The organism is Pseudomonas coleopterorum (assembly GCF_900105555.1).
Taxonomy (GTDB): Bacteria; Pseudomonadota; Gammaproteobacteria; order Pseudomonadales; family Pseudomonadaceae; genus Aquipseudomonas; species Aquipseudomonas coleopterorum.
Genome location: NZ_FNTZ01000002.1, coordinates 19,006 through 44,460, shown reverse-complemented (window position 1 = coordinate 44,460; position 25,455 = coordinate 19,006). Strand labels below are relative to the sequence as shown.

30 protein-coding genes are annotated in these 25,455 nt (G+C 54.6%); 4 read left to right on the top strand and 26 right to left on the bottom strand.

Translation table 11 applies throughout. The features are described from left to right. Positions 1-19: 19 nt before the first annotated feature. Positions 20-397 (bottom strand): hypothetical protein, encoded by a 378-nt coding sequence (locus BLV18_RS22055; protein WP_090362654.1) that lies wholly within the window; start codon positions 395-397, stop codon positions 20-22. Between the two features lie 434 nt (positions 398-831). Further along, positions 832-1,275 (bottom strand): hypothetical protein, encoded by a 444-nt coding sequence (locus BLV18_RS22045; protein ID WP_090362650.1) that lies wholly within the window; start codon positions 1,273-1,275, stop codon positions 832-834. 269 nt (positions 1,276-1,544) lie between these two features. Here BLV18_RS22045 and BLV18_RS22040 point away from each other — a divergent pair, with 269 nt between their 5' ends. The 3 genes from BLV18_RS22040 (at position 1,545) to BLV18_RS22030 (ending at position 3,216) form a co-directional block, all read left to right on the top strand. After that, the gene (locus BLV18_RS22040; RefSeq protein WP_090362727.1) at positions 1,545-2,165 is read left to right on the top strand and encodes a recombinase family protein; all 621 of its coding nucleotides are present in this window, start codon (positions 1,545-1,547) and stop codon (positions 2,163-2,165) included. Between the two features lie 121 nt (positions 2,166-2,286). Then, a complete protein-coding gene (locus BLV18_RS22035; protein ID WP_139211043.1) occupies positions 2,287-2,688 on the top strand; it encodes a hypothetical protein in 402 nt (133 codons plus the stop codon). A 9-nt stretch (positions 2,689-2,697) separates the two neighbouring features. Continuing rightward, positions 2,698-3,216: a GNAT family N-acetyltransferase gene (locus BLV18_RS22030; RefSeq protein ID WP_090362644.1), complete on the top strand. Its 519-nt coding sequence runs from the start codon at positions 2,698-2,700 to the stop codon at positions 3,214-3,216. A gap of 403 nt (positions 3,217-3,619) precedes the next feature. Here BLV18_RS22030 and BLV18_RS22025 read toward each other — a convergent pair whose 3' ends face one another. The 8 genes from BLV18_RS22025 to BLV18_RS21985 form a co-directional block, all read right to left on the bottom strand. Next, the gene (locus tag BLV18_RS22025) at positions 3,620-3,946 is read right to left on the bottom strand and encodes a stability/partitioning determinant (RefSeq protein ID WP_090362641.1); all 327 of its coding nucleotides are present in this window, start codon (positions 3,944-3,946) and stop codon (positions 3,620-3,622) included. Further along, the gene (locus tag BLV18_RS22020) at positions 3,946-4,638 is read right to left on the bottom strand and encodes a nucleotide-binding protein (RefSeq protein WP_090362638.1); all 693 of its coding nucleotides are present in this window, start codon (positions 4,636-4,638) and stop codon (positions 3,946-3,948) included. Before BLV18_RS22020 ends, BLV18_RS22025 begins: the two co-directional genes overlap by 1 nt. 229 nt (positions 4,639-4,867) lie before the next feature. Continuing rightward, on the bottom strand, positions 4,868-5,056 hold the full coding sequence (locus BLV18_RS22015; protein ID WP_090362635.1) for a hypothetical protein: 189 nt from the start codon (positions 5,054-5,056) through the stop codon (positions 4,868-4,870). Between the two features lie 688 nt (positions 5,057-5,744). Continuing rightward, positions 5,745-6,221 carry a GNAT family N-acetyltransferase gene (locus BLV18_RS22005; RefSeq protein WP_090362629.1) on the bottom strand — a complete coding sequence of 159 codons (477 nt, stop codon included), beginning with the start codon at positions 6,219-6,221 and terminating at the stop codon, positions 5,745-5,747. A gap of 76 nt (positions 6,222-6,297) precedes the next feature. Then, positions 6,298-7,131, bottom strand: coding sequence for a hypothetical protein (locus BLV18_RS22000; RefSeq protein WP_090362626.1), 834 nt, complete (start codon positions 7,129-7,131; stop codon positions 6,298-6,300). A 46-nt stretch (positions 7,132-7,177) separates the two neighbouring features. Then, the gene (locus BLV18_RS21995; RefSeq protein ID WP_090362623.1) at positions 7,178-7,399 is read right to left on the bottom strand and encodes a hypothetical protein; all 222 of its coding nucleotides are present in this window, start codon (positions 7,397-7,399) and stop codon (positions 7,178-7,180) included. Positions 7,400-7,444: 45 nt separating this feature from the next. Beyond that, a complete protein-coding gene (locus tag BLV18_RS21990; RefSeq protein ID WP_090362620.1) occupies positions 7,445-7,873 on the bottom strand; it encodes a type II toxin-antitoxin system HicB family antitoxin in 429 nt (142 codons plus the stop codon). A gap of 28 nt (positions 7,874-7,901) precedes the next feature. After that, positions 7,902-8,084, bottom strand: a complete 183-nt coding sequence (locus tag BLV18_RS21985; RefSeq protein ID WP_090362617.1) for a type II toxin-antitoxin system HicA family toxin — start codon at positions 8,082-8,084, stop codon at positions 7,902-7,904. Positions 8,085-8,287: 203 nt separating this feature from the next. On the opposite strand from BLV18_RS21985, the gene BLV18_RS22295 reads away from it, so the two are divergent. Then, entirely contained in the window at positions 8,288-8,512 is a 225-nt protein-coding gene (locus BLV18_RS22295) for a hypothetical protein (RefSeq protein WP_139211042.1), read from the top strand. A gap of 16 nt (positions 8,513-8,528) precedes the next feature. Here BLV18_RS22295 and umuC read toward each other — a convergent pair whose 3' ends face one another. The 16 genes from umuC to traW all read right to left on the bottom strand — a co-directional run bounded on the left by umuC (position 8,529) and on the right by traW (position 25,451). Beyond that, the gene (gene umuC, locus BLV18_RS21980; protein WP_090362614.1) at positions 8,529-9,809 is read right to left on the bottom strand and encodes a translesion error-prone DNA polymerase V subunit UmuC; all 1,281 of its coding nucleotides are present in this window, start codon (positions 9,807-9,809) and stop codon (positions 8,529-8,531) included. After that, positions 9,796-10,227, bottom strand: a complete 432-nt coding sequence (locus BLV18_RS21975; protein WP_090362611.1) for a LexA family protein — start codon at positions 10,225-10,227, stop codon at positions 9,796-9,798. The genes umuC and BLV18_RS21975 overlap by 14 nt, the downstream gene beginning before the upstream one ends. Positions 10,228-10,289: 62 nt before the next feature. Beyond that, complete coding sequence (locus BLV18_RS21970) at positions 10,290-10,541, bottom strand: DUF1654 domain-containing protein (protein ID WP_090362608.1); 252 nt, start codon at positions 10,539-10,541, stop codon at positions 10,290-10,292. A 224-nt stretch (positions 10,542-10,765) separates the two neighbouring features. Beyond that, a complete protein-coding gene (locus BLV18_RS21965; RefSeq protein WP_244156989.1) occupies positions 10,766-11,374 on the bottom strand; it encodes an HNH endonuclease in 609 nt (202 codons plus the stop codon). A gap of 10 nt (positions 11,375-11,384) precedes the next feature. Next, the gene (locus BLV18_RS21960) at positions 11,385-12,758 is read right to left on the bottom strand and encodes an AAA family ATPase (protein WP_090362602.1); all 1,374 of its coding nucleotides are present in this window, start codon (positions 12,756-12,758) and stop codon (positions 11,385-11,387) included. Between the two features lie 773 nt (positions 12,759-13,531). After that, positions 13,532-14,287, bottom strand: coding sequence for a hypothetical protein (locus BLV18_RS21955; RefSeq protein ID WP_090362724.1), 756 nt, complete (start codon positions 14,285-14,287; stop codon positions 13,532-13,534). Positions 14,288-14,818: 531 nt separating this feature from the next. After that, positions 14,819-15,355: a single-stranded DNA-binding protein gene (locus tag BLV18_RS21950; protein WP_090362599.1), complete on the bottom strand. Its 537-nt coding sequence runs from the start codon at positions 15,353-15,355 to the stop codon at positions 14,819-14,821. An 81-nt stretch (positions 15,356-15,436) separates the two neighbouring features. Continuing rightward, positions 15,437-15,736: a hypothetical protein gene (locus BLV18_RS22290; RefSeq protein ID WP_139211041.1), complete on the bottom strand. Its 300-nt coding sequence runs from the start codon at positions 15,734-15,736 to the stop codon at positions 15,437-15,439. 18 nt (positions 15,737-15,754) lie between these two features. Continuing rightward, the gene (trbC, locus tag BLV18_RS21945; RefSeq protein ID WP_090362597.1) at positions 15,755-17,950 is read right to left on the bottom strand and encodes an F-type conjugative transfer protein TrbC; all 2,196 of its coding nucleotides are present in this window, start codon (positions 17,948-17,950) and stop codon (positions 15,755-15,757) included. Continuing rightward, a complete protein-coding gene (locus BLV18_RS21940) occupies positions 17,937-19,052 on the bottom strand; it encodes a DsbC family protein (protein WP_244156988.1) in 1,116 nt (371 codons plus the stop codon). The genes trbC and BLV18_RS21940 overlap by 14 nt, the downstream gene beginning before the upstream one ends. 125 nt (positions 19,053-19,177) lie before the next feature. After that, a complete protein-coding gene (locus BLV18_RS21935) occupies positions 19,178-20,362 on the bottom strand; it encodes a secretion/conjugation apparatus DotM-related subunit (protein WP_090362594.1) in 1,185 nt (394 codons plus the stop codon). Positions 20,363-20,479: 117 nt separating this feature from the next. Continuing rightward, the gene (gene excA, locus BLV18_RS21930) at positions 20,480-21,127 is read right to left on the bottom strand and encodes a plasmid IncI1-type surface exclusion protein ExcA (RefSeq protein ID WP_090362592.1); all 648 of its coding nucleotides are present in this window, start codon (positions 21,125-21,127) and stop codon (positions 20,480-20,482) included. A 5-nt stretch (positions 21,128-21,132) separates the two neighbouring features. Beyond that, positions 21,133-21,360 (bottom strand): helix-turn-helix domain-containing protein, encoded by a 228-nt coding sequence (locus BLV18_RS22555; RefSeq protein ID WP_090362589.1) that lies wholly within the window; start codon positions 21,358-21,360, stop codon positions 21,133-21,135. 88 nt (positions 21,361-21,448) lie between these two features. Further along, entirely contained in the window at positions 21,449-23,590 is a 2,142-nt protein-coding gene (locus BLV18_RS21920; RefSeq protein ID WP_090362586.1) for a DotA/TraY family protein, read from the bottom strand. Between the two features lie 69 nt (positions 23,591-23,659). Further along, positions 23,660-24,250: a conjugal transfer protein TraX gene (gene traX / locus BLV18_RS21915; protein WP_090362584.1), complete on the bottom strand. Its 591-nt coding sequence runs from the start codon at positions 24,248-24,250 to the stop codon at positions 23,660-23,662. Next, a complete protein-coding gene (gene traW, locus BLV18_RS21910) occupies positions 24,240-25,451 on the bottom strand; it encodes a conjugal transfer protein TraW (protein WP_090362581.1) in 1,212 nt (403 codons plus the stop codon). Before traW ends, traX begins: the two co-directional genes overlap by 11 nt. Positions 25,452-25,455: the final 4 nt, after the last annotated feature.

Below are 25,455 nucleotides of genomic sequence, written 5' to 3'. Positions count from 1 at the left end.
CTGCCGGGCGCAAGCGGGGTTAGGCGGCGAAAAGATCGCCTTGGCGGTCGGCATAGCTACACCAGCGGGCAAACGATTCCTTGCCACACCAGATCTGCACTTTTTCTACGAAGCCCTCACGGCGCGCCGTGGTGATCAGCTCGGCGATCACCTCGGATGAGTCGCCCATCTCGAAGCAGTTATCGAACTGGCGTTCGCCGAGCCCTTCGAAGCCGTTGTCCCAAAGCTCGTACCCGACAACGGCGTGTACTAGGTCATGCTTGAAGGTCAGTACCAGGAACTCGACACGAGCATTGAACCGGTGGACCTGGCGGCTCAGTTTCAGCAGTTTTTTACAGATCTCAACCTGACCGCTTGTGAAGCGCTTCATCAGCTGTTGCTTTGCTTGTCTGTTCATTTCGTCTCACCTCTGTGCTGGCTTTGCTGGGTGGCTTTCGCCGATGCGCTTAGGTCGATCGGGCGCATAGGTGCCTGACAAGGGCGCGGTGCGAGGCCGCAGCTAAGGGAGCGAAGCGAGTCTGAACGGGGGAGTACCGCGGGCGCAGCCGAACCCTTGTCAGGTGCCGCGCTCGATCTACCGTCAAGCGCACGGCGAAAGGCGCACAGCAAAGCCTGCAGGTGACACGAATGAAGAGGCAGCAACGGCAAGCGGAGCGCGCAGGCCGAAAGGCCGGAGGCGTTAGAGCCGGCTTGCCGGCGGGGATTGAAGCCCGAAGGGTCGAGACAGGCCGGCTTCATGGCCTGGCTCGATGCGCAGCACGAAAGCCCGACCCTGAGCGCAGCGAGGGGAACGCACGTCAGAGTGAACCAGGAAGTACGCTGGATGTGACCTCAAGTGGCCAGAGCCCTCCCCTCCCCTAGTGCTTGATCTGGCTCAATGGATTCAATTGGCCCCGTGGCTGCAGCTGCAGCTGCAATACACGCTGAATCCTCAATGCCGTTCAAATGCTCAGGAGAAGCATCCAGTCGCGTCTGAATGCGTGCCATGAGCCTATGTACAACCTGCCTGCTCAATCCCGCATCAGCAGCTGCTTCGGCTACGCTGGCACCCATCACCAATACAAGCCTGGCAGCATGCAGGGATTTTGCTGAGTAGGCTCGATGCCCACTGCGGCACGACATGAAGGCGATCACTCGCTCGAACGCATATGGACTCATCAATGCGCACTGCGCTGCAGGGCTGATCAAACGAATGAGCTGGGCAACCTGGGCTGAACTAAAGGTTTGCTGGATCTGTGTTGCGGTCGCCAAAACCACATCGTCAGAAGTTGTCATCGAGTCGTTCCAGGGCAAATTTTGGGTCATCGATTGAATTTACGCATCACGAACATTTTAAACTGAGTTCGGTCACCACATGTTGCTACTTGTGGATCTTTGCGACTCTGATTCTAATTCGTCACCACTTGTAACTACTTATTGCCGTCAGATTAGGGTATACCCTAGATGACACAGAAGGTCTGATCATTTGTCGCAAATGGTGTGCACATCGCATACACCCAAAATGATACGATTCAAGTAATACACTCAAAATGGGACAAACCGCTATGTTCATCCGCGCTTACCTTCGAGCTTCGACAGACGACCAGGATGCAGGTCGAGCTCGTGAGTACCTGGAAGAATTTGTCGCCGGCCATGGCAAGACCATTGCTTCCAGCTACATGGAGAACGCAAGCGGCAGTCATGCCGATCGGCCAGAGCTGATCCGATTACTCAAGGATGCTCGTCGAGGAGACGTTCTACTGGTGGAAAGTATCGACCGGCTCTCAAGAATGGATGATCAGGCCTGGCAGTCTCTCAAGGCAGCGATCGACAGCCGCGGCATTCGAATCGTCGCCGTGGACCTGCCAACCAGTCACCAGGGCATCACAGCTCAATCGGGTGATGAATTCACTGATCGCATGCTGGCCGCAATCAATTACATGATGATCGACATGATGGCTGCGATCGCCAGGAAGGACTATCAACAGAGACGGCTGCGCCAGGAGCAGGGCATTGCCAAGGCTAAGCATAGCGGCGTGTACAAGGGCAGGCCTGCCGATCTAGAGCTGCGCAAGCGGGTACGCGAGCTGCTCGCTGCAGGACTCGGGATCCGTGCAGTGGCTAGGCATGCGCAGTGCTCAACGACAACGGTTATGAAGGTACGCGACGAGTTGGCAGCGATCTGATAAGTATGTGAGCAAAAAGGGTCTCTTTAGGTCCTCGTGGTACATCTAAACGACCTTTAGGCGCTCATGTCTGACCGTTAATGAGAGTGTGATAGAATTAGGCCACACATAGGTACACATGATGATCAAGCAAGCTCAATCCAAACCGGTTCGCCCGACAGGTAAGAAAGAATCGCTCTTAGACCGCAAAGGTGATCGCAGCATCTCAACCCGCGCTTTGAGGGCTGATAACATTGTTGAGCGAGCGGCAACCAAAGGGGTTGCCGGCTCCGCCCTGAGCCAAAGCTTGGATGCGAAGATCCGGAGTGGTCGTGCTCCTCAGCTGTCGACTGTCGAGCGGCAGCTCAACGAGCTCAGAAAAGTTGTAGAGGCTTTAGCTATTCGATCAGTCGCTCAGGAGCGGTCCGAGCATTCTTTTGACGAACAGGGTATCCTTGTGCTCGATGCCAAAACTGCGTATCAACTACTCGACAATCCCCCAGAGCCGACTGATACGCTTCGCAATATTCTTGCGCTGCACTAAGGGCTCGCAATGGACTTCATCACCGTCGACTTTGATCAGTCGATTGACCGCTCTGTATTCGATTGCAAAACCCACCCTGCCCTCAATACATACATTGCCCAGCATGCTGGGCAAGATGAAAAACGAAACACCTCGCGCACTTTTATGTTCGTTGACGACGGTCTGCTTCTCGGCTATTACACGTTGGCGAACGCCTCTGTAGCCCTTGATGAGCTTACCGATGAGCTGAAAAAGAAGATGCCGCGATATCCGATGCCGGCTGTGCTACTAAGTCGTCTGGCTGTCGATAAGTCAGTTCAGTTTCAAGGTCTTGGTAAGCGCTTAATGGCCGACTTCTTTCGCCGGGTGTATGCAATCTCCAAGCACTCGGGAGTCGCGTTTATTGCTGTGGACGCCAAAGATGACGTTGCGGCGGCTTTTTACCGCGACAAGCTAGGGTTCACCCCTTCTCCTGTCAACCCGCTCCGCCTGTTCTTGCCAACGGCAACGCTCATCCAGGGGCTAGCCCAAAAAGCATCCAGAAAATGATCAGTCCTTGAGCTGTGTGTAGCGATCAAACCGATTGCATTTCACAACGTCAGGCCCTTTCGCCTGATCTTGAGGTCCCTTGTATACAGACGTAAACTAAGCCCACGTCGATGCTTCCTGCAAGACGGTGGGAAGGCCGCGAACCCGACCACCAAAAAAAAACCGCCAATTTTGGCGGTTTTTTTTGTCGAAGTTGAGCAGCTGGTTGACTGAACCAATGCCAAATTGATGTCGAGCTGGTTAAATCTTGCCGCTATCATTACCCTTCACCTGCGGCCTCAATGCGCCGATCTGCTAGCCTTCAAGCCCGCTCTATCGATCTGCAGGTCTAAAAGGTCATCCTCGCTTCACGCTGGATCAGGTTTTTACACCCATACGAACCTAGCCGCGAATAGCCTACACATTACTGCTTACCCTCTGAGTCCTTTTCCTCGAGTGCATCCAGTGCCAAGGTCACAAGATCACCCAAGACTCTGATCCCTCGCTTTTCGGCTAAATCATAGAAACGGTCATGACACGCCTCTGTGACCTTGATATTCAACTGTTTTTTTGGGGCGCCCGAATTGAATCGCGCACGCTTCGCAGGCGTCACCTGGGGAGCTTCGCGAGACGGAAAGTTGTTATCTTTAGATATCTTTTCGATAACTTCGTTATCTACGTGTTTCCGGTCCTCTGCTTTGGGCTTGAAGCTGCTTAGGTTTGCGAAAGGATCGATCCGTTTGTCATTCATCAATCGGCCCCTCCAGCGGGTTGTAGCTTCGACACAAGTTCTGCGGCGAATGCATCAGCGTTTGCAATAGCTTTCTGTGTACCTGGTACCTCTGAAGGGTTTAAGGCCCCCAATGGCTGCTGAAAAGAGAACATCGCTCTGAATGCTTCACGCTCAGTCATCACCGTGTCAAACAAAGGAATCTGCTTATCCACCAGACTCCTGCGCAGGTTGGCCATTGTTCGCGTCTGATAGGCTGGGGGTGTGCGTGTCAACAGGATTGAAAATGGCAACTTATAAGCAGGCAAATGCCTTCTCATAGCCAATTCTTGATCGTGAATCAGAGAGACCGCTCTCCCAGCCTGCTCTGCATCGAGTAGGGACCCCTGCATTGGAACGACGACGAAATCTGCCTCCTGTAGTGCTAGGACGACGATTTTGGCCGCAGTACCTTCCAGGTCGATGATCACAAACGGATCGACGTTGGCAGCTTCGCGAATTTTGCTCGCTATGTTGTTTTCAGTGACGTCAGAGATAACAGTCATATTGGAAGGACAGTGCCCACCGGCAGCCCATTTGGCAATCGGATAGTTCGGGTCTGCATCGATGACTGTAACACCCACGCCTCTGGCAGCTAATTGGGTAGCCAACGCCAAGCAGGAGGTGGTTTTACCTACCCCACCTTTGGGGCTGATGAAGGGGATTGATGGCATCGAGGTATCTCCAGGTATCTACGGTTATCCATAGCTATCTATTGATAGCGTTTTTTCAAGTATAGCCAGTTACCTAGAAGTATCAATAGCTACCACGAGATAACCAAGGATATCTTTTCACTGGACGTCGCATGAAGATATCCGGTGATATCTATAGGTATCTGATGATAGCGAGCATTCGGGCCAGTTGGGCTTTTGGTCGACCTAGGCGGTAGATCCCCAATTCCTATCAATGAGAGATACGAGAAATGATTGGCTCCCAGCCCGGCCAGTCGGTTGTCCCATATTCACCATCGCCTATCACATGTTTTTTTTCCCATTCGGCCAGCGCGATCTTTTCTGTCTCAGTCATGACCGTGGCGGCTTTAATGATTCGCTCATAGCGGGCAATTTGCGCTTCAGCCTTGTCATGTTTCATAGAGATTCCCTCGACGTTTTCATCAGTCGCTATTCAGGCCTACCATCATTCCATCCACGGTAAGGGTCAAGAATACAGGCCAGGTAGAACCGTTCGTAATGTCCCACACGTAAAAGTAGCCGCCAGGGGCACCCATGATCTGCGAATTATCTTCGACTTGAAGCCGCGCCTGCTCGTCTCGCGCACTTACTTGGAATGCGTACCGCGGCCGCCCTGTATCCAAGTTGTACGGACCTGCCTGTCGACGAAATCGAGAGCCGGGGAGCAAAGTGATTTGGTTATCGTTCTTGTCACTGTTCATGTTTTTTTCCTGCATTGAGCGCCGTGCTCGGCCTTGATGATTGCGTTGCGCAGCGCTGCCACGACTGCCTCCATCGCGTAGTTTTGCGTAACTCGGGTATTGATGACAGCCTCCTTGGCAATCACCTCGGCGACCTATTCCGCCAGGTCAGCAGGCATACGAAACAGCCACCTGAATTTCGAGCCAGGCCTCACTGCCCCAGATCAATTATTGGTGTGCCTGATCGCTGATTTGTACCAGGGCTTCCAATTCGGTGGATTCAATCGTCGACATCGTAGGGGCTCCTTTCTATGAGCGGTGCTTGTCGGCTGAGGGTTGAGACGCCGGAATGGTGTCCACCGCCGCCCAGCTCGATGGCTGTGCTCGGACCTACATAGGAGTTTTTCTTCAACACTCTACGAGTCGGGTAAAAGCAAATGCGGGTTCGCCAGAAAAGCTATCTGTAGTCGAGACTGGTGTCATAGAGAGGACCCGCTTTGCAACTCCTATAGAAGCCAGGTTAGACGTACCTATTACCGCCTCTACATAGAACTTCTTTACGCCATGCTGTGACAAGCCATTGCTGAGCTCCTCTAATCCTTGCTCAAGGATCTCAATCGCCCAGCCTTTACCCCGATAAGCTTCTGGAACGGCGTAGCCAACCTGAAAGCACCTGATACCGTCGATCTGGTCCACGCTTACGAACATTGCCAATGCTTTCACCCGACCATGCTCGATCCGGGCAAAGGTGTACCTGACGTGCCCGTTTTTTGTATCGAGCACGACCCGCACTGAAGGGTATTTTTCGGTAGGATGGGTGAGCATCCCCTTGCGAATCTCTGCTTGAAGGCTCACGAGTGCTTGAAGTGGGTCAGTCATTGCCATATTGAGTTCTCTACTCGATCTTGGGGAGCGAAAAGCGTCCCTCTCCTACGGACTTAGCCCGCGCGACGGCGACGGCCTAATCGGCGACAAAACGACGAAGATTTTCTGGTGGTTCAGTCAGGCGACTCTCAAGCTCAGGAAAGTGGTCGTAGGTCGCCAGTACTGATGCCGCAAGAAATCTGACTGCCAGGGATAGGCAGATGTGCACGTAGGCAATGTCAGCCACGACCCGATTGCCCCTTCCTCGATCGTTGTCAATTCTCTCTATAGACAATGGAAGTGGGTGGGCCAGATTTGAAAGCAGTTGATAGTGAAGACGGTAGTTACTTACGACTGGAGATCGTTCTTCTACATCAGCTTTAGTGAGATACATTTCGTCGCCCTTAAGCGCCTTATTTCGCTGGGCTGGCGATAAGTGGGGCAGAAATGAATGTTCTTTCAGTCGCCTCATTTCACTCTCAAGCCCTTCTTCAACCCGCGCTATCTCAGGATCGTCCGGCCTCTGTCGCTTTCGGACGTACTGCCATTCGCGGTTGCGATGGTACTGGCCTAGAAAGAAGCGTAGCTCGGCTTCTTCAGCGGTGATGACTTCGGTTCCTGAGTAAAAGAGCGCGACGTAGCCCTCCATTAGATTGCGGGTTAAGGACGCTACCGAGCAAACATCCCAGAATCCACCTTCAGGATCGTTGGTTCTCCGAAAAAATGGCAAGAGCCTAGACAAGCTAATAGCAACCAAAGTCTGCCTTGTGAAGATTCTCATCGCACGAAGTCCGCGGCCATCGGTTTGGATTTCATGCTGATTGAGCGATAGGGCCATTGTGGCGTCTAGAACTTCTTCGTACTTGATCAACTCCTCGCGGTAAGCCGCCTCTGCATGCTCGACGGTTAGCTCTCCCAGAGGGTCGCTCATGTGGGGTTCCTTTCACCTATGCATCGCTCGTCGGGTATTTTGTTTTTCATTTGCGATTGGCCCGCGCGCTCACACACGCAAGGTTCTCTTTGAATGGGCTTTCCACTGGCTGCGCGCACTTCTCCAAGAACTGTTCTGCAGCTTGCTTCGACTCTGCGGGATCTTTGGCGAAATACAGCACCGCCAGGATGGCCGCAATACACAGCACATACAGCCCCAAGCTGGGCTGATCTTCATAGTCCTGATCTTCATAGTCTTCCGACTTCATCAAGTTGACTCCTTTCATTGGCTGAAGATTTGGGCAGCTCGAGCATCACGCAGCTGCTTCAACACTCACATTGATACGTTTTCCCAGGACCGCCAAGCCACGTTCCACCTGGTCGATCTTCGAAGTGTGGAGAATATCGACAAGCCGATCTACCACCTGCCGAGTGCACCCTAAACGATCTGCTAATTCACCGCGACCGACCCCGGCCTCGATCATCGCATTCCACAACGCCACTTTTGCAGCAGTCAGAGCAGAAAGGTGCAGGCGGGTCGCTGCATCACTCTGCCATCGACCAGCTGGGATCGCTCGACGCTGGTCGACGTAGATCGACAGCGCAGCATCCATAGCGTCTCCAGTGTCACGCAAGGCATCGGCAAGGGTGTCACCTGAAGCGTGCATTTCCGGAATTTCAACACAAGAGAGCCAAACCCCAGCCTTCTCATCGTGATGGATCTCAAGCGTGTAGTCGTTCATGGCCACCTCTTTGTGTAAAAGCCAAGCCTCAATCCTTGAGGCCCAGCTGCTTGATGATGGTCTTTCGTAGACCTTCGGCGATTTCCTTAGCGCCATGGTCCGGAAAGATGGTGGATTTGCCATTCAGGGAAACCTTGAAATGACTGCCCTTGGTGCTTTGAAACTCGACTCCACGGGCCTTCATCCACCGCCGAAACTCACTACACTTCATGGGAAATTCCCTAGCTGTTTCGGTAGGAGCATTATGCAACACTTGTGCTGCACTGGCAACACTTGTGCTGCATAAAAAGTGACGCGTTCATGTATTCAATCGCGATATTTCTGGTTCCTGGTCAGTAAAGCCATGCATTGGTTTACATCCTTGCCGATGAGTCGCAGATTGGTTCTGCATGCCGAACAACCAGGAGCCTCATCGTGTTACCGCTGCCTGCACTTCCAGATCCTGTTCGCATAATGCTCGAAGGTTTCGACCTTACGATGCGTAGAGCACGCACTGTCTCAGCTGCTGAGATAGCAGCTGAGCGTGCTTACGGTTTTGTGCTTGGAATAGAGACGGTCAAAGCATTGCCATCCGAAACGATTGGCAATTTATACGCATGGGTGGATGTCACCTATGACGTAGTAATTAACCAGTTATAACGAGCGCTAATGCTCGTTAGTGAGCCCTCGCAACCCATAGCTGATCAATCCGCGTGGTATAGCTCTGGCTCATCAAATCGCGCCGCATGGCCCATTCCGGTGTGGTCGGCACGGTTGCTGTGCGCAACGTCCCGCGTCCCCATCGACTGTTGATCGAGTCCATGACCGACATCAGTTGATCGGACGTTTGCGGTTGGGTCACGGCAAAAAGATCACTCGTATATTCACCAGGCTGACGCAGATCGAGCAGCATGACCTCAGCTTTGCTGTATCGATAGCCTGAACGGAAGATGTGATCTACCGCCTGGGTAGCAGCATTGGTCATCAGGCGGGTGTCATTAGTAGGGTAGGGCAGCTCGATCACGACGCCGTTGGCATACTTCGCCTCGTCCGGATTGAACATGCCCGTACGCACGCTCACGCGCATCTTCTTGCACACTGAGCCTTGAGCTCGCAGCTTCTCCGCAGCCCGCGCTGTGTAGGTGGCCACCGCCTCCTTGATCGGCCCTACCTCACTCATACGCTTACCAAACATCCGACTGCAGCAGATCTCCTGCTTGGGCGGGTCAGGCTCATCCAGCTCCATACACGACACGCCGGCGAGCTCGCGCGCTGTTCGCTCCAGGACCACACTGAATTTCCGCCCGATCATCGTCTTGTCAGCCTTGGCCAGGTCCATGGCCGACTGGATGCCCATGGCCTCCAGGTGTGCATTTAGCCGTCGACCAACACCCCATACCTCTCCCACTGCAGTATTACGCAACACCCAGTCACGCTTGTACGGGTCGCAAATGTCCACCACACCGCCCGTCTGGGCCTGCAACCGCTTGGCGGTGTGGTTGGCCAGCTTGGCCAGTGTCTTGGTATGCGCTATGCCCACACCGACCGGAATTCCAGTGCAGCGCAGTACCCTGTCTCGGATCGAGCGGCCCAGCGTTGTCAGATCCTCACGACGGCCAGTCAGATCACAAAACACTTCGTCGATGCTGTATACCTCAGAGCCAGCCACCATGCTTTCGATGATGGTCATCACTCGCTCGGAGATTTGGCCATACAGCGCGTAATTGCTGCTGAACGCCACAATCCCTTCTCGGCGCAGCATGTCTTTGATCTGGAAGTAGGGCGCGCCCATTTTGACGAAGGGTTTGGCATCGTAGCTGCGTGCGATCACACAGCCATCGTTGTTCGAAAGGACGACGATCGGGGTCTTGGCCAGATCCGGGCGAAAAACACGCTCGCAGGAGGCGTAGAACGAGTTGCAGTCCACCAGGGCGAACACTTGCTTAGGCGTAGGCATGATCACGCACGCTGTAGCGCACGACTCCCCACACCACCATTTCATCACCCTCCAGAATGTGACGCGCCGGATAGGCCTTGTTTTCCGACTGCAGGATGACTTGGCGATCGCGACGGTGCAGCCGTTTGCACACGGGCTCACCGTTCAGGCCTGCGATCACGATGTCACCATGCTGCGGCTCACGGCTGCGATCGACAATCACCAGGTCGCCGTCATAGATCCCGGCGCCCATCATGCTTTCGCCTTCGATCTTCACCAGGTACACGTGCGGTGCCCGGATATCGAACAGCTCGTCCAGGGAAATGTGCTTCTCCAAGTGATCGGCCGCAGGTGATGGGAACCCTGCCGACACGCGATGCGAGTAGAGAGGCAATGTGATCTGGGAGATGTCGATTCGGGCTAGAACGGTCGTGGGCATGATGGCACCGCAATGTGTTGGTAAAAAAATCCCGCACCAGGCGGGGATGAGAAATCGGTGGTTCAGTCTTGTTGAGGCACTGTCCAGAACAGCTGGACCTTGCCATCGTCGCGGTGGGCCAGGGTCACGTTGTCGGTTCCATCGATTTCTTCCAGGATCCGTGTCCAGTCCTCATCGCGATCACCGGGCAAGCGCTCCAGCAGTGCAGATTTTGATTTCTGCGCTGCAGGCGTGTTGATTGCGCGCTGTAGCCGCATGGCGAGCACCTCATAAGTCTTGGGCGATGCAGGGGCCGCTGGGGCTTTTTTGGCCATGGCGGCTCTTAATACTGTATGGATGCACAGTATTTCAAAAGGTGCCAATCGATCAACCCTTTTCAGCCATGAAGCTGCTAAGTGGTCAAAACTGATGCTCTTGTCGAGAGTACGTATCGGCAGAGTATCCTTGCCGAAACGGATTGACACCGTTATCAAACCCAGCCAATTGGGCTATTGTGTGAAGCCGCTGTGTAGAGGATTCGTTTTATAATAGACATTTCTTATTGTTCTACGTCTGTTTTTACCAGTGCATTTATTTGAACAACACCAGTCGAGAAAAACAAATCGTTAGCTTCAACAAGAGCTGCATCGTTTATGAACTCATCGCAGGTACCAAAATAATGAAAAAATCTATTTAGCTTACAGATTCCAATTGTGTAATGACCTTTAGGTGTCAAATCGACGTACACGCGATTTGCCTTAATTATGTGTTGTTCATATTCGTCAAAGTGTGGGTGCACTATCTGAAATGCAGAAGATGCAGTAGGGTATCTTTTGCGTCGTCGCCCAGGAATAACAGGCTCAAACATAACTTCATTTTTTCCTTTGTACTCATTACAATCGGCACAGGTCACACAAAGATTTTTGGGCTCGAAAATAAACTCTATGTATTGAGATTTCGGAACTATATGTTCAACTGGTGCCGCGTGAGCGGCTCTAACGCTGACGATCTCCTTACAGTAAACACACACAAGCCTTTGTATGCTTCTATAGTAGTTTCGGATTTCTGCACGTAAACCCTTGAGATCTTCTTGTGACCACTTTGTGTGGTCAAATTCAGGGTCGTCTTTTTTCTGTGCTATGACAGCAAGAGATGCGTTAGTGAACATTATGCTTTCATTAATTATTGGCATAGATATCACATACCAGAATAACAGATTGAACTAGATCCATAGTTGGATCATCTCGATCAACATTCTCAGCCAAGGTCTGTAATTGATTTAGTTCACGTAAATTATCCGGTGACACACATTTGCTGGCTTTGATTTTGGATAGGAGGCTAAATGCGAGCCTCGCAATATATTCATTCATAATCCCAGGGGCATCGAAAAGCTCAGCTAATTGATAATCAGCGGAGCGATTACTAAATTCAGACGCTCTGAATATTCTATTATCCGTAAGCGATGTTATGTAGCAACCTTCATCTTTAAGTCTGGATATAATTTGAGGAGAATGAGTAGCTATAATAAATTGGCACCCCCTGTACGACGAGAACGCACTAGTGAGCATTATTATGAATTCTTCTTGCCACCTTGGATGAAGGCTGATTTCGGGCTCATCAATTAAGATTGTTGAATAATCAGTGATATGACCTGCAATACCAAGCATTATTACAAGTAAACACTGTTCGCCTGAGCTAGCACGTTTAAGTGACATCGGCCCGTAATTTTTTTTGATCAGACGAACATCCATTAATCTCATTAGACCTGCGCTCAGCAGTGTAAGAATAGCTTTTGCAAGAAAACCACTTCTTGGATTTTCTCCGGTATGGAAAAAAATGCCGCTTTTGAAATCTACAGCTAGAATTAGGGCTTTCCGCGAAGTTTCAACGCGCTGCAGTTCAATCATGGCGCTATAAATCTCATGGCGCTCATCCTCATTATAGCTCGACAGCTGATTTATATATTTTTCATCAAAGCTAATATTATTTACTTGGAAAAGTCTTTCTAGCTCATGCGATATAGGGGTTCCAAAAAGTCCCGCTTGCTCCTGATTGACTGATTTACCTATGTAGCCTGGTTTAAAAACAAACTCGGCATACGGCTCAAAGTTCAGTGAATTAAAGACGTCAATGAGATTGGCAGTCTCACCAAAGGTTGATAGTTTTTCAAGCCACCCCTTGGCAGCAGAAGACAAGAGCGATACAGCGTTTGAAGCTCCAAATGGACCCTCACCGCGCATCCCGACATACCTGTAGTTTGTTTCTATATCGTAGTGATTATAGGGCCTTCGGTTTGATGGAAACTTATCAAAAGGACTGGTCGATAAAGCAATCAGTTTCGGTAGTCTATCTAAATTTCTAAATTCAGGAACAGAGGGCGAAGAGTGATAATTTCGGGCAAAATCTTTTGCTATTGATGATAGTAAGCGACTTTTACCTACGCCATTTTTGCCAACTATAACAGTGAATATATTTTGTGACTCAGGTGCATCACCCTCGATGGCCAGAGGAACAAATCCTTTATCTGTACCGAAACCAATTAATCTATGCATTTACATTCCTTTGGCTACGCTAGTATGGTGAACCACTACTGGAGCTAGGTGTTTAAATCAACAAACACATTCTAACTATTAAGTTAAAATAGCTTAGACTTTTGCTCACTCAAAAGCAATATAGCATAAAGGCGTCGTATTGCACGTCACAGAAAAGGCTGAAAGAGTAAAACTTGTCTCCTCAGGTACTGACACATGCCAATTTCAGTAGCACGGCTACTTATCAGCACTTCAGGTTAAACGCTGATAATTGCCAAAACGCATGCCTTCATTGAAGGCACAAGGCGACGGCATGGTCGCTGCAAAAATCCCTAACCCCGCGCGCAACGCGCCCGGTTGAGTCGGCAGGTGGCGAAGCCGCCTGGGGACTCAGAATCCGGGTCTTAGCGCCCGTAGGGTGGCCGTAGGCCAGGGCAGGGCGGCTCTATCGCCCTGGGCCGCTTAGACGGGGTTTGACCCAGATCGTCAGGTCACGCTGCTGCGCCGTACCGCAGGTACGAAGTGCGCAGGCTGTACTGCTTTATGAGGGGTTTACCCCTCGTAAAACCCTATTTTCCCGAAGGGGAGGAACTGGTTGGGGTATAAAATTCCAGTAATTCCCAAGGCATTGACTATCCGCCTGGACCGGGCAGTTTCCGCGCTTGATTGGGGCAAAAAAAGAGCCGCTCCAGGCGCTTTTTTTGATTGCCTCATAGGATTGTGAAAGGGCCATAAATCGCAGGCGTGACAAGGCCTCCGCGTGAGCGGATGCAGAAAAAGAAGGGTGCTGGGTGTTACTGAGCTTTTTTGGCGAACGAGGCCCCCAGCCTCTCCAGTGCACCTAGGACATCGCTGCCAGTCTTACGCACGGGCGCGCCACTGGAACGGCGCGGGGTACTACCACCATTGCCCTCGGCTTCGCGCGCTTCCTTCGCTTCCCATCGCTGACGGGACATCTGGCGTCGCTTCAATTCCAGGGAATGACGTTCCATCTCAGACAACCGGCGCTGGCCGATATCGATCAGTTGGGACTCTCGGCGCTTCTTGGCGGCCTTCTGCACGCGGTCAAAGACATAGCCCAGTCCCAGGTCATTCCAGAACAGCTTCGTGAAGCGGATCAACACGCGTGTGCGCACCAGGTGCAGACCATTGTCGTCCTTTTCATCCAGACGCACGCGCTCGATGCGGCGATAGACATACCCGGCGTCATCCAGGGTCTTGAACAGACGACACAGCACCGGAGCCGAAATGCCGGCGTCCTTGGCGATATTGCACTGGGTATTGAGGACGTACCGGCCGCTGGCAGGATCAAGGTAGCCCAAGACACTGGTGGCCAGATCCAGGCGTACCAACAGCTGCTCGGCCACGCGCTCGATGGCCACGAACTTCTCACGGCGCGTACGGCGATCGCCGTTAACGCCATCGAGACGACGCAGGTACTGGCCACGAAAGCTCACCAGGTTACCCAGGCGGTCGTAGGCTTTGCGGATCAGGGGGTTTTTGAGCTGCTGCTCGGTGAGGTGACGCGGTGCAGCGTACTGGTCAGGCAGAGCCCGAGCCGTGCGGCGCAGCGCCGAATGAGGATCAGAAGGGGAGAGCCGTACGGCTTTAAGCCGGCTCACAGCTGGTCACCAATGAGGCTGGGACCAGCAAGCGCTGCACAGTGTGCAGCAAAAAAAGGAGAGGAAATCATTTCCAAAGTCCGCCGTTTAGCGGTGAGCCTTATTCGATCACCTTTTGTGGCTTGCAAGAAGCCTCGGTGAACGCCATAATCGGCTCACTTGTTAGAGAGTTGAACAGGTAACCCGCATGCAAACGGCCTGTTCAAGATTTTCCAAAAAGCCCCGGCGCCAACCGGGGCTTTTTGGTTTCTGCTGTTTGTGTTTCTACATCGTGCTGCTCTCGCGCATAAATCTTCGCCGGATAGTATCACGGGAAAGTTCCAAGTCATCGTAAAAATCACTGTGTAAATCAACAGATTGCCAGCACAGCCTGATCGTCAACCTGAAGGTTGCTGACGGCTGCGCTGCGCGGAAAGGGTGTAGATGCAGCCTGGATGCTTTCGGGCTGCAAGCGGCGAGCTAGACCAGCTGCCAGTTGAATCGGTAGGGATCCATGAAGGGAATGTTGTCGTCGTAAAAATCGTCATCGGGTGTTTGTTGCGACGCCGGCTGCTGTGCCGGTCGTGATTCACGCTGAGGCTGCGATTGCGATTGCGCCCGTGGTGCTGGGTTCTGGTGGCCACCTGCAGGCCGCTGCGCCTGATCACCTTGAGGTCGACCACCCAGCAGCTGCAGCGTCCCCTGCATGTCCACGATGATTTCCGTGGTGTAGCGCTTGATACCGTCCTTCTCCCACTCCCGCGTCTGCAGCTTGCCCTCGATGTAGACCTGGGAGCCCTTGCGCAGGTATTCCCCCGCTATCTCAGCCACCTTGCCGAACAGTGAGACGCGGTGCCATTCGGTGCGCTCCACCTTCTGACCTGATTGTTTGTCGGTCCACTGCTCACTGGTGGCCAGGCTGAGATTGGTGACCGCATTGCCGTTGGGCATGTAGCGGGTTTCCGGATCCTGACCACAGGTGCCTACCAGGATGACTTTGTTAACGCCTCGTGCCATGGGAAGTGCTCCGTTTCGGGGATGAACGTATTCGCGCCGCCTGGGGTCGGGCAGCGTGAAAGAGGTTGCTTTGGGGTTAGATCAGGCCTGCGCCTGACGCCAGGTGATTGCGCTTGAGAAGGCCTGTGCAAGGGACTGCTCAGTGCCGGCGCGGATCAACACACGGTCGAACTCATGCACCTCAGAAAAGATGGCCAGGGTCGCGGCCGTGAGCGCCTGCTGATAGTTCTCGAAGCCTGCGGCCTGCATGCGTCCGTGTAATTCGTACTGCAGATCACAGGGACCGGCATGGTCGGCAGGAACGCAGCTGTGGGCTCTGCGAGCGCCGCGCGACGGCGGTAACTCTGCGACACAGTGCATCAAGGATGAAAGGTTGCTCATAGCCCATCTGCCTCGCTGTCAGTGGTGATGCCCATGCTGTTTCTCTTCATGCTTGACCGCCTGCACATGCTGCCCGCCATACGTTTCAAGGCGTGTGAGGCCCACGGTCAGTGATTGTGCTTCATCGACCTGCGATCGATAGCCTCGGCCCCTGGTCGGTATCTTGCCCAGCGCCGTATGCCAGAGCAGGGTGCTACGCACGGCTGCGCCAGGTGTGCGACGCCAGATGTGCTGCCACTCTTCTTCCAGCTCGTTCAGCGTGGCCAGCGCCGGATCGATCAGCACCAGGTTCTGCAGGTCAGCGCGGCCTGGCTCGGTCTTGAGATGAAAGAGGATCTGCTGGATCTTCCCTACGCGCGGGTAGCTGCGGCGGACCTTCTCAGGTGCGGTGGCCAGCAGCTCGTCCAGGGACGGCGGGGCCACCTCGATGAAGCGGTTGATACGGATGGCCTCCTTGGACAGCTTATCCACGTCGGGGATGTACAGCGAGCTGCCACGGATCACCTCGCCTTTGAACAGGGTGATGTTTTCGCCTTCCTGCAGCTTCTGCACCTCCTCGACGCTGACCTTGTTGTGCTCACGCAGGCTCAACGAATCCGAGTCCTCCCAGCTGCTGCCAAACGTACCCGGCTGCCGCACCATGCCACTGACCTCGGAGACCATTTCCTTGCCGGCCATCAGCTGCAGGATCTCCAAGGTGTCCTTGGGATCCATGATTTTGCCGGTGATGCGCGTGCCCATGTTGGCAATCAGCGTCCAGATCTTGTCGCCGGCGGCGGACTTCAAGCGCTGCGCTTCCTGGCCGGCGAGTAGCAGGCTGATGCCCAGTGAGCGCACCTGCGTAGCCAGCTCACCCAGCTTTTCGGTGTAGACGGCCCCCACCTCGTCGTTGATCCAAAGGAACGGGAAGCGGTCCTTGTACTTGCGCACCACCAGGATGTCTTCGGCCTTGCCTTCGATTTTCTCACCCAGATCCTGGCTGAGGATCATGGCCGTCTGCGACACATACAGCCGGCCCAACGTTGAAGCCTCGCTGGACGACAATTCCAGCGCCGGGATCAGCACCATGAGGATGCGATCGTTGTGGATCGTGTCCTTGAGGTCGATGTCGCCGGCATCGAGCGCGAACACATGCCCGTACATGTCGTTGAACATCGACAGCATGCGGCTGAATTGCTGGATCAGGTAGCCGTGCTGATTCACGCTTTCAGCAGCCCATTCAGAAGGCGAATCCACCTTGGTCAGATCGAAACCTGCCAGCATGTTCAGGTAGTTCTCGATGGGTAACCGGGCTTCTTCGTGCCATTCCTCTTCTACCGATTGGATGTAAAGCTTGGCAATGGCGCGCAGAGGCATGTGTTCCTGAATCGTGCGCTGCGACATGACCTTGCCTTCGCGGCGGCACTTATAGACCAGAGAAAAGACCAAGGCTTGTATCATCGCCTTGGCCTTGTCCTGCCAGCTGGTATCGCTACCTGCAGGCGGCAGCATCGAGTCCATCAGGTTGGTGATGTAGGACTCCTGGGCGATACCAAAGGCGTTAATGGTGTTGGTCTCGGGACGGCTCTTGTCATCATCCAGCAGCTCCTGGGCACGGGAGCGACCGCCATTGATGAAGTTCATGTGCCGCAGATCGTCTTCCCGGCCGTAGTAGCGGGCCAGGGAGGCAATGGCCGTTGGCACGTCGTTCTGGGCTTTGGCGTCCGTATAGATCAAACCCTTGCCATAACCGAGCTGGCCCAGGACGTACCCTAGAAGCGCTTCGGTCTTACCCGCGCCGGTGGTGCCGAACATCAGGATGTGCCGGCACATATCGTCCATGCTCAGCCACAGCTCGCGGCCTGCATCCTGCCCACGCAGATAGCCCATGTACAAAATGCCCGCGGCTTTATCCATCGTCGTGCGTGCGACGGCGATCGGCACAAAACCCCAGAGCTTTCCAGGCACCTGGCGCCTGGTCGACGGATCGAGCACGCCCATGTCCGTGGGCATGCGCATGGGCATCTGCCAGTCAGCAAACAGTAGCACCGGCGCCCAGAACATCAGCACGGGGAAGCTGAGCCAGAGACTGACGGGGTAGACAAATCCACCCACGACGGCGGCAAGCATGCCCAAGGCCAAACTGCCTGGCCCCATCATCCAGGCCGTCAGAGCTGAGTGATAGACACGCCGGTTGATGCGTGCGCGGTCCACAGCATAGTTATTGGGCTGCATGGCTCACCTCGGCTGCGCTCATGAACGTCTGCAGGCTCCTAGGATTCTGCAGCACAGCCTGAGTCACGTGACGGCCGTCATCGGCAATGGCCCACGGTGTCCCTGGAATGCGGTAAGTCTGGTAGGCCACTTCGTTGACGCCCAGCGCTTTGCCGGCGATATCGCAATCACCTGGTTCCACTGCAGCGCTTTCCTTGCTTTCCTTGGGCTTGCCCAGATCCATCACGCCGTGCCCGACATCGAACAGCTCGCTCCAGGCCGCTTTGCGCTGCTCAGGGGGAAGGCACAAGACGGGAGTGATCGAGGCGATCGACCTCTCACCACCGATCACGGCGACCGGGAACACAATCACGTTGAAGTCCTTGGCTGCCGCTTCCAGGGCCGGCTCCATGCGCTGACAGTTGGGGCATTCCGGATCTGCAAACACATACAAGGTGCGTGCATGGCCACTGGAGTACTCGACCGTGAACAGCTTGCGCTCTGCCGCCATGCGCAGGTTGGCTGACAGATCTTTGCGTGCCGCATCCGGCAGTGTCCAGCCGTCTGTAGGTGAATCAGCCAGCTCGTCTGGCACATCAGGCCGCTCCTGCGGCAGCGGTGGTGTAAGGGCTAAGGGCGCTGCAGGGGGCGTGGTCTTCAACGTTGGAGGCAGGGCCTGGGCAATGCTTGGCGCCGGCATTGCGGTGGAGCCCTGGTAGCTCGCGTTTCCCAAACCGGTATAGACGCGAGAGCCTGAAAACTCAGATTTCACTGCAACGGCAAGGGCGCCCATGGCCAATGTCAGCCCAGCCATTGCGATATAGGCCCGACGGGTCTTGCGGCGGGTTTCTTTCACCACGCGGCGCTGTTCGCTCTTTTTATGGCTGGTCACGACCGAAACGATGCAGTCCAGCAATACAGCCGCATCGGTGTGCTCGGGCGCCTGGATAACTAACTGGCCCAGCTCGCCAATGCAGATCACGTTTTGGCCGTCGAGCGAAAAGTGACAGCGCTGGCTCACATCGATGAGGCCCAGTACCTGTGCATGGCCATTGCCCAGATAAGTGATGGTCATCAGCTCTTGAGCGATGGTGACTTGAAACGGCAGGGTGATGGTTTGCATGGGAATCCTTGGGTACGGGGTACAAACGACGCGCACGGCTTCGCAGCGGCGGCCAATGACGTCACGTTCGAACCGTTCAAAATGGGGTGTAGGTGGAGCGAGGGTTGCAGATCGAGCTGCGGGGTCTACTGTTCAGCAGGCAACGCTTCGGCGCCGTAAATGGCCTGCATTAGTGGCATCTTTTCTACCTGGACGGCAGCTTCAGGCATGTCCTCATGCTCATGGATCAAGCCAATACCCTCCATCTCGGCATTCAGGCCATCGATGGCCTTTTCGACTCGCAACCCGCACGGCAAACCGAGTTGTTTGGCTTTGGCTTCCGCTCGCGATCGAGCAAGCACGCCTGCTCCTTCGATATAGACCTTCGCGGTATCAGCCGAGTGCAGGGCATACCACAAGGTGCGGTCAACACCTTTGAGCCAGCGAAAGCGTGCAGACGGCAAGCGCAGATCCCGGCCGTACAGGCCAGCCAGGGCTGTGCGTTTGAAACCATGAATGGCCAGTAGCTCGGTCATAGCCGGCGTGGCCACGACTCTTGCAAAGGCCTTGTCGGCTAGCGAATACAACGGCAGGTACGTCGGGCGTCGCGTCAGGCCCTTGATCAGGCAGGAGCGATTGAGGTCATCGAGCAGCTTGGTGGCAGCTTTGCGATCGTTCAGGAACACCTGCAGGCCAAATACAGCCAGCAGAGCCCGCTCATGCGGCAGCCAGCTTTCGAAATCTGTGTGAGCCGGTCCGATCTGCGCTTCGAGTGCCGCCTGTGCGGCTGGCCGGTCGAGCACTTTGCGCACAACCAGGTTGTGCTGTTCGGCGAACTCTTCAGGCTTCAAGGCCCAGGCATTGGCCGCTGAGGTGTCATCCTTCAAGCCGTTGGGTCCGTAGGCTGCAACGATCGGGATGATCGAGGGAGCAAACCCGCTGACCAGCTTGGGCAGCGTCTTGGCACTGATGAGCCGCTTGCTGCGAAAGGGCAGCATCGGATGCAAGGCCAGGCTCCAGCTACTGAGCAGAATGATGGGGATCAAAAAGACGAACAGGATGGTAGAAGTCTGGTTCATGACAGCCAGCCACTGGTCGAAGGTGACTGCTTTGGGGTTGTTGGCCAGCTTGACCAACAGGTTGGCTTTGCTGGCCACCAGCACATGCGTATAGGAGAAGTCGACCATCAGCCACAGCCAATAGAGCACCCAGCTGCTCCAGTACACGAAGTAATCGAAAAACAACCAGCACAGGCCAAAGCCTGCAGCAACGATTAGTAGCAGTTGCGCCTGCTGGCTCTCCCAGGAGCTTTGCGGGGGTCGGTTTTGCATAGGTATCGTCCACATAAAAGCACACCGGCCTGAGGGGCCGGTGTGCTTGGGGGGAGGGTAGGGCTTCGGAAAAATGAGGCGGTGCGAACGCAGTCAGCCTGGAGCTACATGGTAGGTTTAGGCCAGCTTGGGGATGTGAATGTTGTTCTCACTTTCCAGCGCTTCGACGTGCTCACTAACGTATTGGCCGAAAGGCTTAGGCGTCGTGTATCGCTGGTACTCCATAGCGCCCAGGATGTCGTACCAGCGTTGAGCCCAAGGGGTACTAATCTCAATGCAAGGAAGCTGTGGCAACTTAGTGTAGATCCGCAGCTTTTTCCCTTCCAGTTCGCGTCTGGTCCAATCGCCCATCGTTAAACCGACTACATCAACTTGCCCTTTGCGGATCCTATTGACGTAGAGAATGGTGCCATTTTGACTGTCGATGCCGAGGTACTTACCGCTGTTCCAGATAAGGAATTCGCAGTCCTCCGACGGCCAAAACATTTCACTCGACTTCAACGAATGCAAAATACCTTTGACGAGTTTACCTCGCGTCCTGGATGTCTTAACAAACAGAATGAGAGGAATCACTAAAGGCGCCCAAAACATGGCGACCAAACTCCATGAATCCCGAGTATCTTGTCCTGGTGAGGAACCAGAAAGCGCAACGAGTGAAAGTAACCCAGTGATCAGGAAGAAGGGTACTCCTAAGACCAGATAGAGTGTTTTGGCTATATGGAACCATCCTTCCTTTGCATTCATCAACCTTTGTACTGGTTGCATTCTCACTACTCCTTTGGATTCGAAGCGTCGGCAGCTAGGCATTCCAACGCAAATTGCACACGGTAATCAGCACATCTATACAAAGGCTCTGAGCGATCACGCAAGTAATTACGAAATCCAGGCCACGATAATCCTAGAAGTCGTGCCGCTTCTCGTCTGCTCACCCCAGCTTGGTCAACCAGGCTTCTGAGGTAAACAGGATCTGGATTGTGAAATTGGGCATCGGGCTTCATTTTGCACGCTGTTTTTGCATTTCTGACTTGATCATAGCGGGTAACAGTGTTACCCGCCATAGCCATTCAGCGGAATGTGCAGCGATGACTACTGGATGCCATCCCCCCCAGGCTCAGCGCCCTGTCTTGACTGCATCTTCACCCCAGGTACGCGCTGGGTATTTGAGCCGAAGGCACCAAACATTCCTTTCATATTGTCTACCATACCGCCCATCAAATTCGCACCATCGCGGCCACCTAGGAAGGAAATCACGTAGTCAGCCAGCGTTGCCTGCAGCCCAAAAAGACGGGTTACGCCAAACGTCGCAATTCGCGCATAGATCATCAACCAGCCAATCATTTTCACCAATCCTACTATTGAGTCTGCATTAGCATTGGCCAGGGCTGAAGCAAAAAGCATGTTGAGAATCGTCCCGCCTGCAGTAGCGGTTACTGCCGCAAAGAAAAAACCCAATACCATCAGCGAAGGGCGCAGCATCATGTCGATAAGAAAAACGTAGCCGTACGCGCTGCGGCTGCCCTTGTCCTCTTCAGCTCCCACATGCGTAGCGGCCCACATCGAGCCCGCCGCGCAACCAATCAGGATGCTTACCAGCCAGTTGAACACACCGATCATCCAGTTCAGAAACGGTACGGCAGGAAGGAAAACTGCCAACGAAAAGCCGATGCTGAGCAGTGCTAGTACAACAAAGTAAAATAGCGGTGCCAACGCTCCTAGTACGTCTTTTGCCACTTCTCCGCCGTTAATCCCTATCACACCTCCGACCTTCCCGAGAATCGAATTGCTTGTTGCCGAAGCCGCGCCGATTGCAACTGTGTATACGGTCAGCGCCGTTTCAGTCGCGCCTAAAGTAAAATCGCCAATCTCCTGCATCTTGATGAGTGGGTTTACCTGATTTGAGAAATCAGCTTCGGTACCCAATTTCACTGTTGCGAATTTGTTTGTTAGCGACTGCATTGGACTCTTGAAAACACTTACAAAAACCGAGCCTGGCTCAACCGCGGTATTGGCCGCTGCGTCGTCAGCTGCAGGCTGCGATCCCAGCGGGGCTGTGTAGTCACTGTTCTGCTGTTGCGAGCGATAGGCCGCCATCACCTGACCATACAGGTCGCCTGTGCCGGTCTCGCCCAGGTGACTCATACCGCTAATCACGGGTGTGGCACTGGCCACGCTGTTGGTCTTGCTGTTGGCCGTGGCGAAGGTGTGGTACCAACTGCCCAGGGCAAGCCAGCCATAGCTCTTGATCTGAGTAGACAGCTGTTCCTGCAGCGAGCCTTTGAAATCGATCTGGTTGATGGCTTGGCTGACCGTGTTCTCATATGCCGCTGCAGCCTTCTGAATCTGTGTCTCGGCGTCCTCAAACGTGCCTGTGTCATGGTCACGTCGACTCAGATAGGTGGCTACAAAGGCACTGGCCGCACGATCCAGGGAGGCCTGCATCGTATCAAGCGCCTTGCGCTGCGCCGTCACGATTGAAGCTGTCTCAACCTTGCTGTCGAACAGCAGGTTCCAGGTGCCGGTACGACCGGTGTCCGGCGTCTTTGCCGAACCACACACCGCGCTGCCGTTGCCGATCGTGTAGTCACCGTTGCTACCTTTGGTGCTCATCATCGCCGTGCGGGCTTTGCCGTCCTGGTACAACATCTGCAGCTCGCTATTGGTCGCGTACTTGCACAGGTTCATCTCGAAGATGCCGCGCGCCGCCGAGCGCGTAGACGGCGCCGTGGGTTGCGTGACCATCGAGTAGCCGCTGTTGATCATGTCCACGGCCTTGTCTGTCAGCAGGTTGGCTCCCCCCACGCCCATCGTCGAGGTCGCCCAGAGCATGATCAGCTGAGCCACCGACCAGCCCGACTTGGTGGGGACGATCGTCATGAAGCCTGCCAGCGTCATGATGGGGAAAACGGCGGTGCGACCTCCATTGAACACTCGCCCTTCATGGCCTGCTTTGACGAAGCCCTTGAGCGTGATCGAAAAAAACCAGAAGAACGCCACGGCCGCCAGAACGCCATTGAGGATGCCGAACAACGCCCCGATCAGCGTAGGGTCGGAGCCGCTGAAAGGGTGGAGCACCACGTCGCCGAAGATCATCACCATGGCCTGGCGGGACAGGTCATGGTTCTTCTGAGCAGCCTCAGCGAGGGTTTTGTAAGTCACGCTGTCAGCCAGTGCCGGCATGGAAAAAACCAGCAGCAAGCCAACCCACCAAATGCGTTTGATGAGGTTCATATAGGGATCCGGGATGGGTAAAGCGAAGGGAAAAGGCTGCGAGGACTACGGCTGCGCGATTTGGTCTGCTTAATATGCGGTGAAAGGCGACACCACTTGCCGCCAGATACGTTGCTCGGCTGCGTAGTCCTGAAAGGTGCCTTTCTCGTCGAGGCTCACTCGCCGGGTGGTCAGCTGCCAGAGGCGGTAGTCGTTATTCATCACCTTGGCCACGCTGAGCATGACCAGGGTCACAAGCGCTGCGTCAACCGCAATTGCGCGCAGCACCGTCTGCATGGGCAGGCTTGAAGCGGTATAGAAGATATTGAGCAGCAGGAAGATGGCCACAGGGCTGATCCCGACCATGAGCAGCCACCAGATCCTTCGTAGCCGCCTGAAGCCTGACTGCAGTTGCTCTACAGATTGGCCGGTGCAGGCCACCGCCTGGGCCCAAGTCAATGACTCCTTTGGGCTTTGATGACGTTCGAACTGGGTACGCAAGATCTGCAGCTTGGTCCCAATAGGCTTGATGCCGGTTCGGTAGATCACCGCCAGATCGGAAAACGGATTGATAATCGCCAAGCTGATCTGCCCGACGCGCCGTGCCGTACTAGGCTTTGCACGCTCCGCGCTGTCGTTTGCTACCGACTCGGAGGCGGCTTGCTGAGTATCATTTTGCATGGGTGCTTACTCCCGGTGCCATTTTTGCGGAAAGGACCTGCATCTGTTGTTTGTATTTGCCATCTGCCGCAATGGCCAGCTGCTGACCGGCGATCACGTTGCCCTGGCGCTGCTCGTTCTTGTTGCCCATCAGCAGCCAGTTACCTAGGTTCTGTACACGGATCAGCTCCCGCATCAGGTTTTCACCGTCCATTTGCTGCAGGTCAGTCCCATAGTCGGTATTGGCATAGCGACGCCCAACTTCAAACGCTTCAAGCTCACGCTCGCTCATCTGCCCGGTGCGCTGCGCTTCCTTGCTGGCCGTGGCGATGAAGTATTTATTGGCTGAAGGTGTCTTTCGCGCTTCGTCTAGAGCCTGCTGGGTGGCCGGGTTGGCTTTGCTTGCCGCGATCAGGTCCAACTGCGGCTGCATGGCTGCACTCAGAATGGCCTGCAGTTGTGTCAGTAGCCCTTGATACTCCTGGCCGGTGGCCGTCTGGATCTCGCCCTTACCCGGTGTCCTACCCACGTCCGGTTTGGCCGAGTTCTTCATATAGGCCATGGCAGCATCGATCTGGTCCTGGTTGAAGGTCAGCTCCGGCGCCTTGCCCACGGCGCCTGCGCCGTCGAGCAGTGAACGCATTTCAGTGTCCCCACCTGGCATGCTGGACACGGCCGGGCACAGATCCGTGCCGCCGTATTGAGCCGCTTCGGCTTGCGTGCAGTAGGCCGCATGCACAGCGGCGCTGCGGTAGCCGCCTTGCTGAGGGTCGACCGGCAATGATGCGATGGTCTTCTGAACGGCAGCACTTCTCACACCCTGACCGCTGCCCAGGACAGAAGCACTGGCCCGGCTGCCTTTGTTGACGGTAGACACCACTCCCGAGGCCGATTCGCTGCAGATGCTGTCGGGTACGGAGTACCCAGCACGAGCCTTTTCCAAGCGCTCTGTTTGGCGTCCGAAGATGTCAGCTTCGCGCTGCGCCCGGCCGACTTCTGCAGCAATGCTGGCCTGCTTGTCGCTGGCCTGGACGATCGCCGTACCGATCTGCATGTCAGTCTTGAGAATGGCCGCCAGGGTTGAGGTGATGGTCGCCATGGCCGGCATCACCTGGGTGGTGATAGGCAGGCTCCCTGTCTCATAGACCGGCACAACCTCGGCAAAGCTGGGCTGGCTCGCCACGGCAAGCGCAACCGCCATGAACAAACGGTTCTGGATCATTTGT

Coding starts and splice junctions, on each gene's coding strand:
- BLV18_RS22005 (WP_090362629.1), bottom strand. CDS start 6,221: ATGGCAATGACTGACCCACTTCAAGCACTCGTGAGCCTTCAAGCAGAG.
- umuC (WP_090362614.1), bottom strand. CDS start 9,809: ATGCCTACGCCTAAGCAAGTGTTCGCCCTGGTGGACTGCAACTCGTTC.
- BLV18_RS21970 (WP_090362608.1), bottom strand. CDS start 10,541: ATGGCCAAAAAAGCCCCAGCGGCCCCTGCATCGCCCAAGACTTATGAG.
- BLV18_RS22000 (WP_090362626.1), bottom strand. CDS start 7,131: ATGAGCGACCCTCTGGGAGAGCTAACCGTCGAGCATGCAGAGGCGGCT.
- BLV18_RS21960 (WP_090362602.1), bottom strand. CDS start 12,758: ATGCATAGATTAATTGGTTTCGGTACAGATAAAGGATTTGTTCCTCTG.
- BLV18_RS22040 (WP_090362727.1), top strand. CDS start 1,545: ATGTTCATCCGCGCTTACCTTCGAGCTTCGACAGACGACCAGGATGCA.
- BLV18_RS22025 (WP_090362641.1), bottom strand. CDS start 3,946: ATGAATGACAAACGGATCGATCCTTTCGCAAACCTAAGCAGCTTCAAG.
- BLV18_RS21935 (WP_090362594.1), bottom strand. CDS start 20,362: ATGCAAAACCGACCCCCGCAAAGCTCCTGGGAGAGCCAGCAGGCGCAA.
- BLV18_RS21940 (WP_244156988.1), bottom strand. CDS start 19,052: ATGCAAACCATCACCCTGCCGTTTCAAGTCACCATCGCTCAAGAGCTG.
- BLV18_RS21965 (WP_244156989.1), bottom strand. CDS start 11,374: ATGTTCACTAACGCATCTCTTGCTGTCATAGCACAGAAAAAAGACGAC.
- BLV18_RS21995 (WP_090362623.1), bottom strand. CDS start 7,399: ATGAAGTCGGAAGACTATGAAGATCAGGACTATGAAGATCAGCCCAGC.
- BLV18_RS21920 (WP_090362586.1), bottom strand. CDS start 23,590: ATGAACCTCATCAAACGCATTTGGTGGGTTGGCTTGCTGCTGGTTTTT.
- excA (WP_090362592.1), bottom strand. CDS start 21,127: ATGCAACCAGTACAAAGGTTGATGAATGCAAAGGAAGGATGGTTCCAT.
- trbC (WP_090362597.1), bottom strand. CDS start 17,950: ATGCAGCCCAATAACTATGCTGTGGACCGCGCACGCATCAACCGGCGT.
- BLV18_RS22045 (WP_090362650.1), bottom strand. CDS start 1,275: ATGACAACTTCTGACGATGTGGTTTTGGCGACCGCAACACAGATCCAG.
- BLV18_RS22020 (WP_090362638.1), bottom strand. CDS start 4,638: ATGCCATCAATCCCCTTCATCAGCCCCAAAGGTGGGGTAGGTAAAACC.
- BLV18_RS22055 (WP_090362654.1), bottom strand. CDS start 397: ATGAACAGACAAGCAAAGCAACAGCTGATGAAGCGCTTCACAAGCGGT.
- BLV18_RS22030 (WP_090362644.1), top strand. CDS start 2,698: ATGGACTTCATCACCGTCGACTTTGATCAGTCGATTGACCGCTCTGTA.
- BLV18_RS21990 (WP_090362620.1), bottom strand. CDS start 7,873: ATGAACGACTACACGCTTGAGATCCATCACGATGAGAAGGCTGGGGTT.
- BLV18_RS21975 (WP_090362611.1), bottom strand. CDS start 10,227: ATGCCCACGACCGTTCTAGCCCGAATCGACATCTCCCAGATCACATTG.
- traW (WP_090362581.1), bottom strand. CDS start 25,451: ATGATCCAGAACCGTTTGTTCATGGCGGTTGCGCTTGCCGTGGCGAGC.
- BLV18_RS22015 (WP_090362635.1), bottom strand. CDS start 5,056: ATGAAACATGACAAGGCTGAAGCGCAAATTGCCCGCTATGAGCGAATC.
- BLV18_RS21950 (WP_090362599.1), bottom strand. CDS start 15,355: ATGGCACGAGGCGTTAACAAAGTCATCCTGGTAGGCACCTGTGGTCAG.
- BLV18_RS22035 (WP_139211043.1), top strand. CDS start 2,287: ATGATCAAGCAAGCTCAATCCAAACCGGTTCGCCCGACAGGTAAGAAA.
- traX (WP_090362584.1), bottom strand. CDS start 24,250: ATGCAAAATGATACTCAGCAAGCCGCCTCCGAGTCGGTAGCAAACGAC.
- BLV18_RS21985 (WP_090362617.1), bottom strand. CDS start 8,084: ATGAAGTGTAGTGAGTTTCGGCGGTGGATGAAGGCCCGTGGAGTCGAG.
- BLV18_RS22555 (WP_090362589.1), bottom strand. CDS start 21,360: ATGAAGCCCGATGCCCAATTTCACAATCCAGATCCTGTTTACCTCAGA.
- BLV18_RS22290 (WP_139211041.1), bottom strand. CDS start 15,736: ATGAGCAACCTTTCATCCTTGATGCACTGTGTCGCAGAGTTACCGCCG.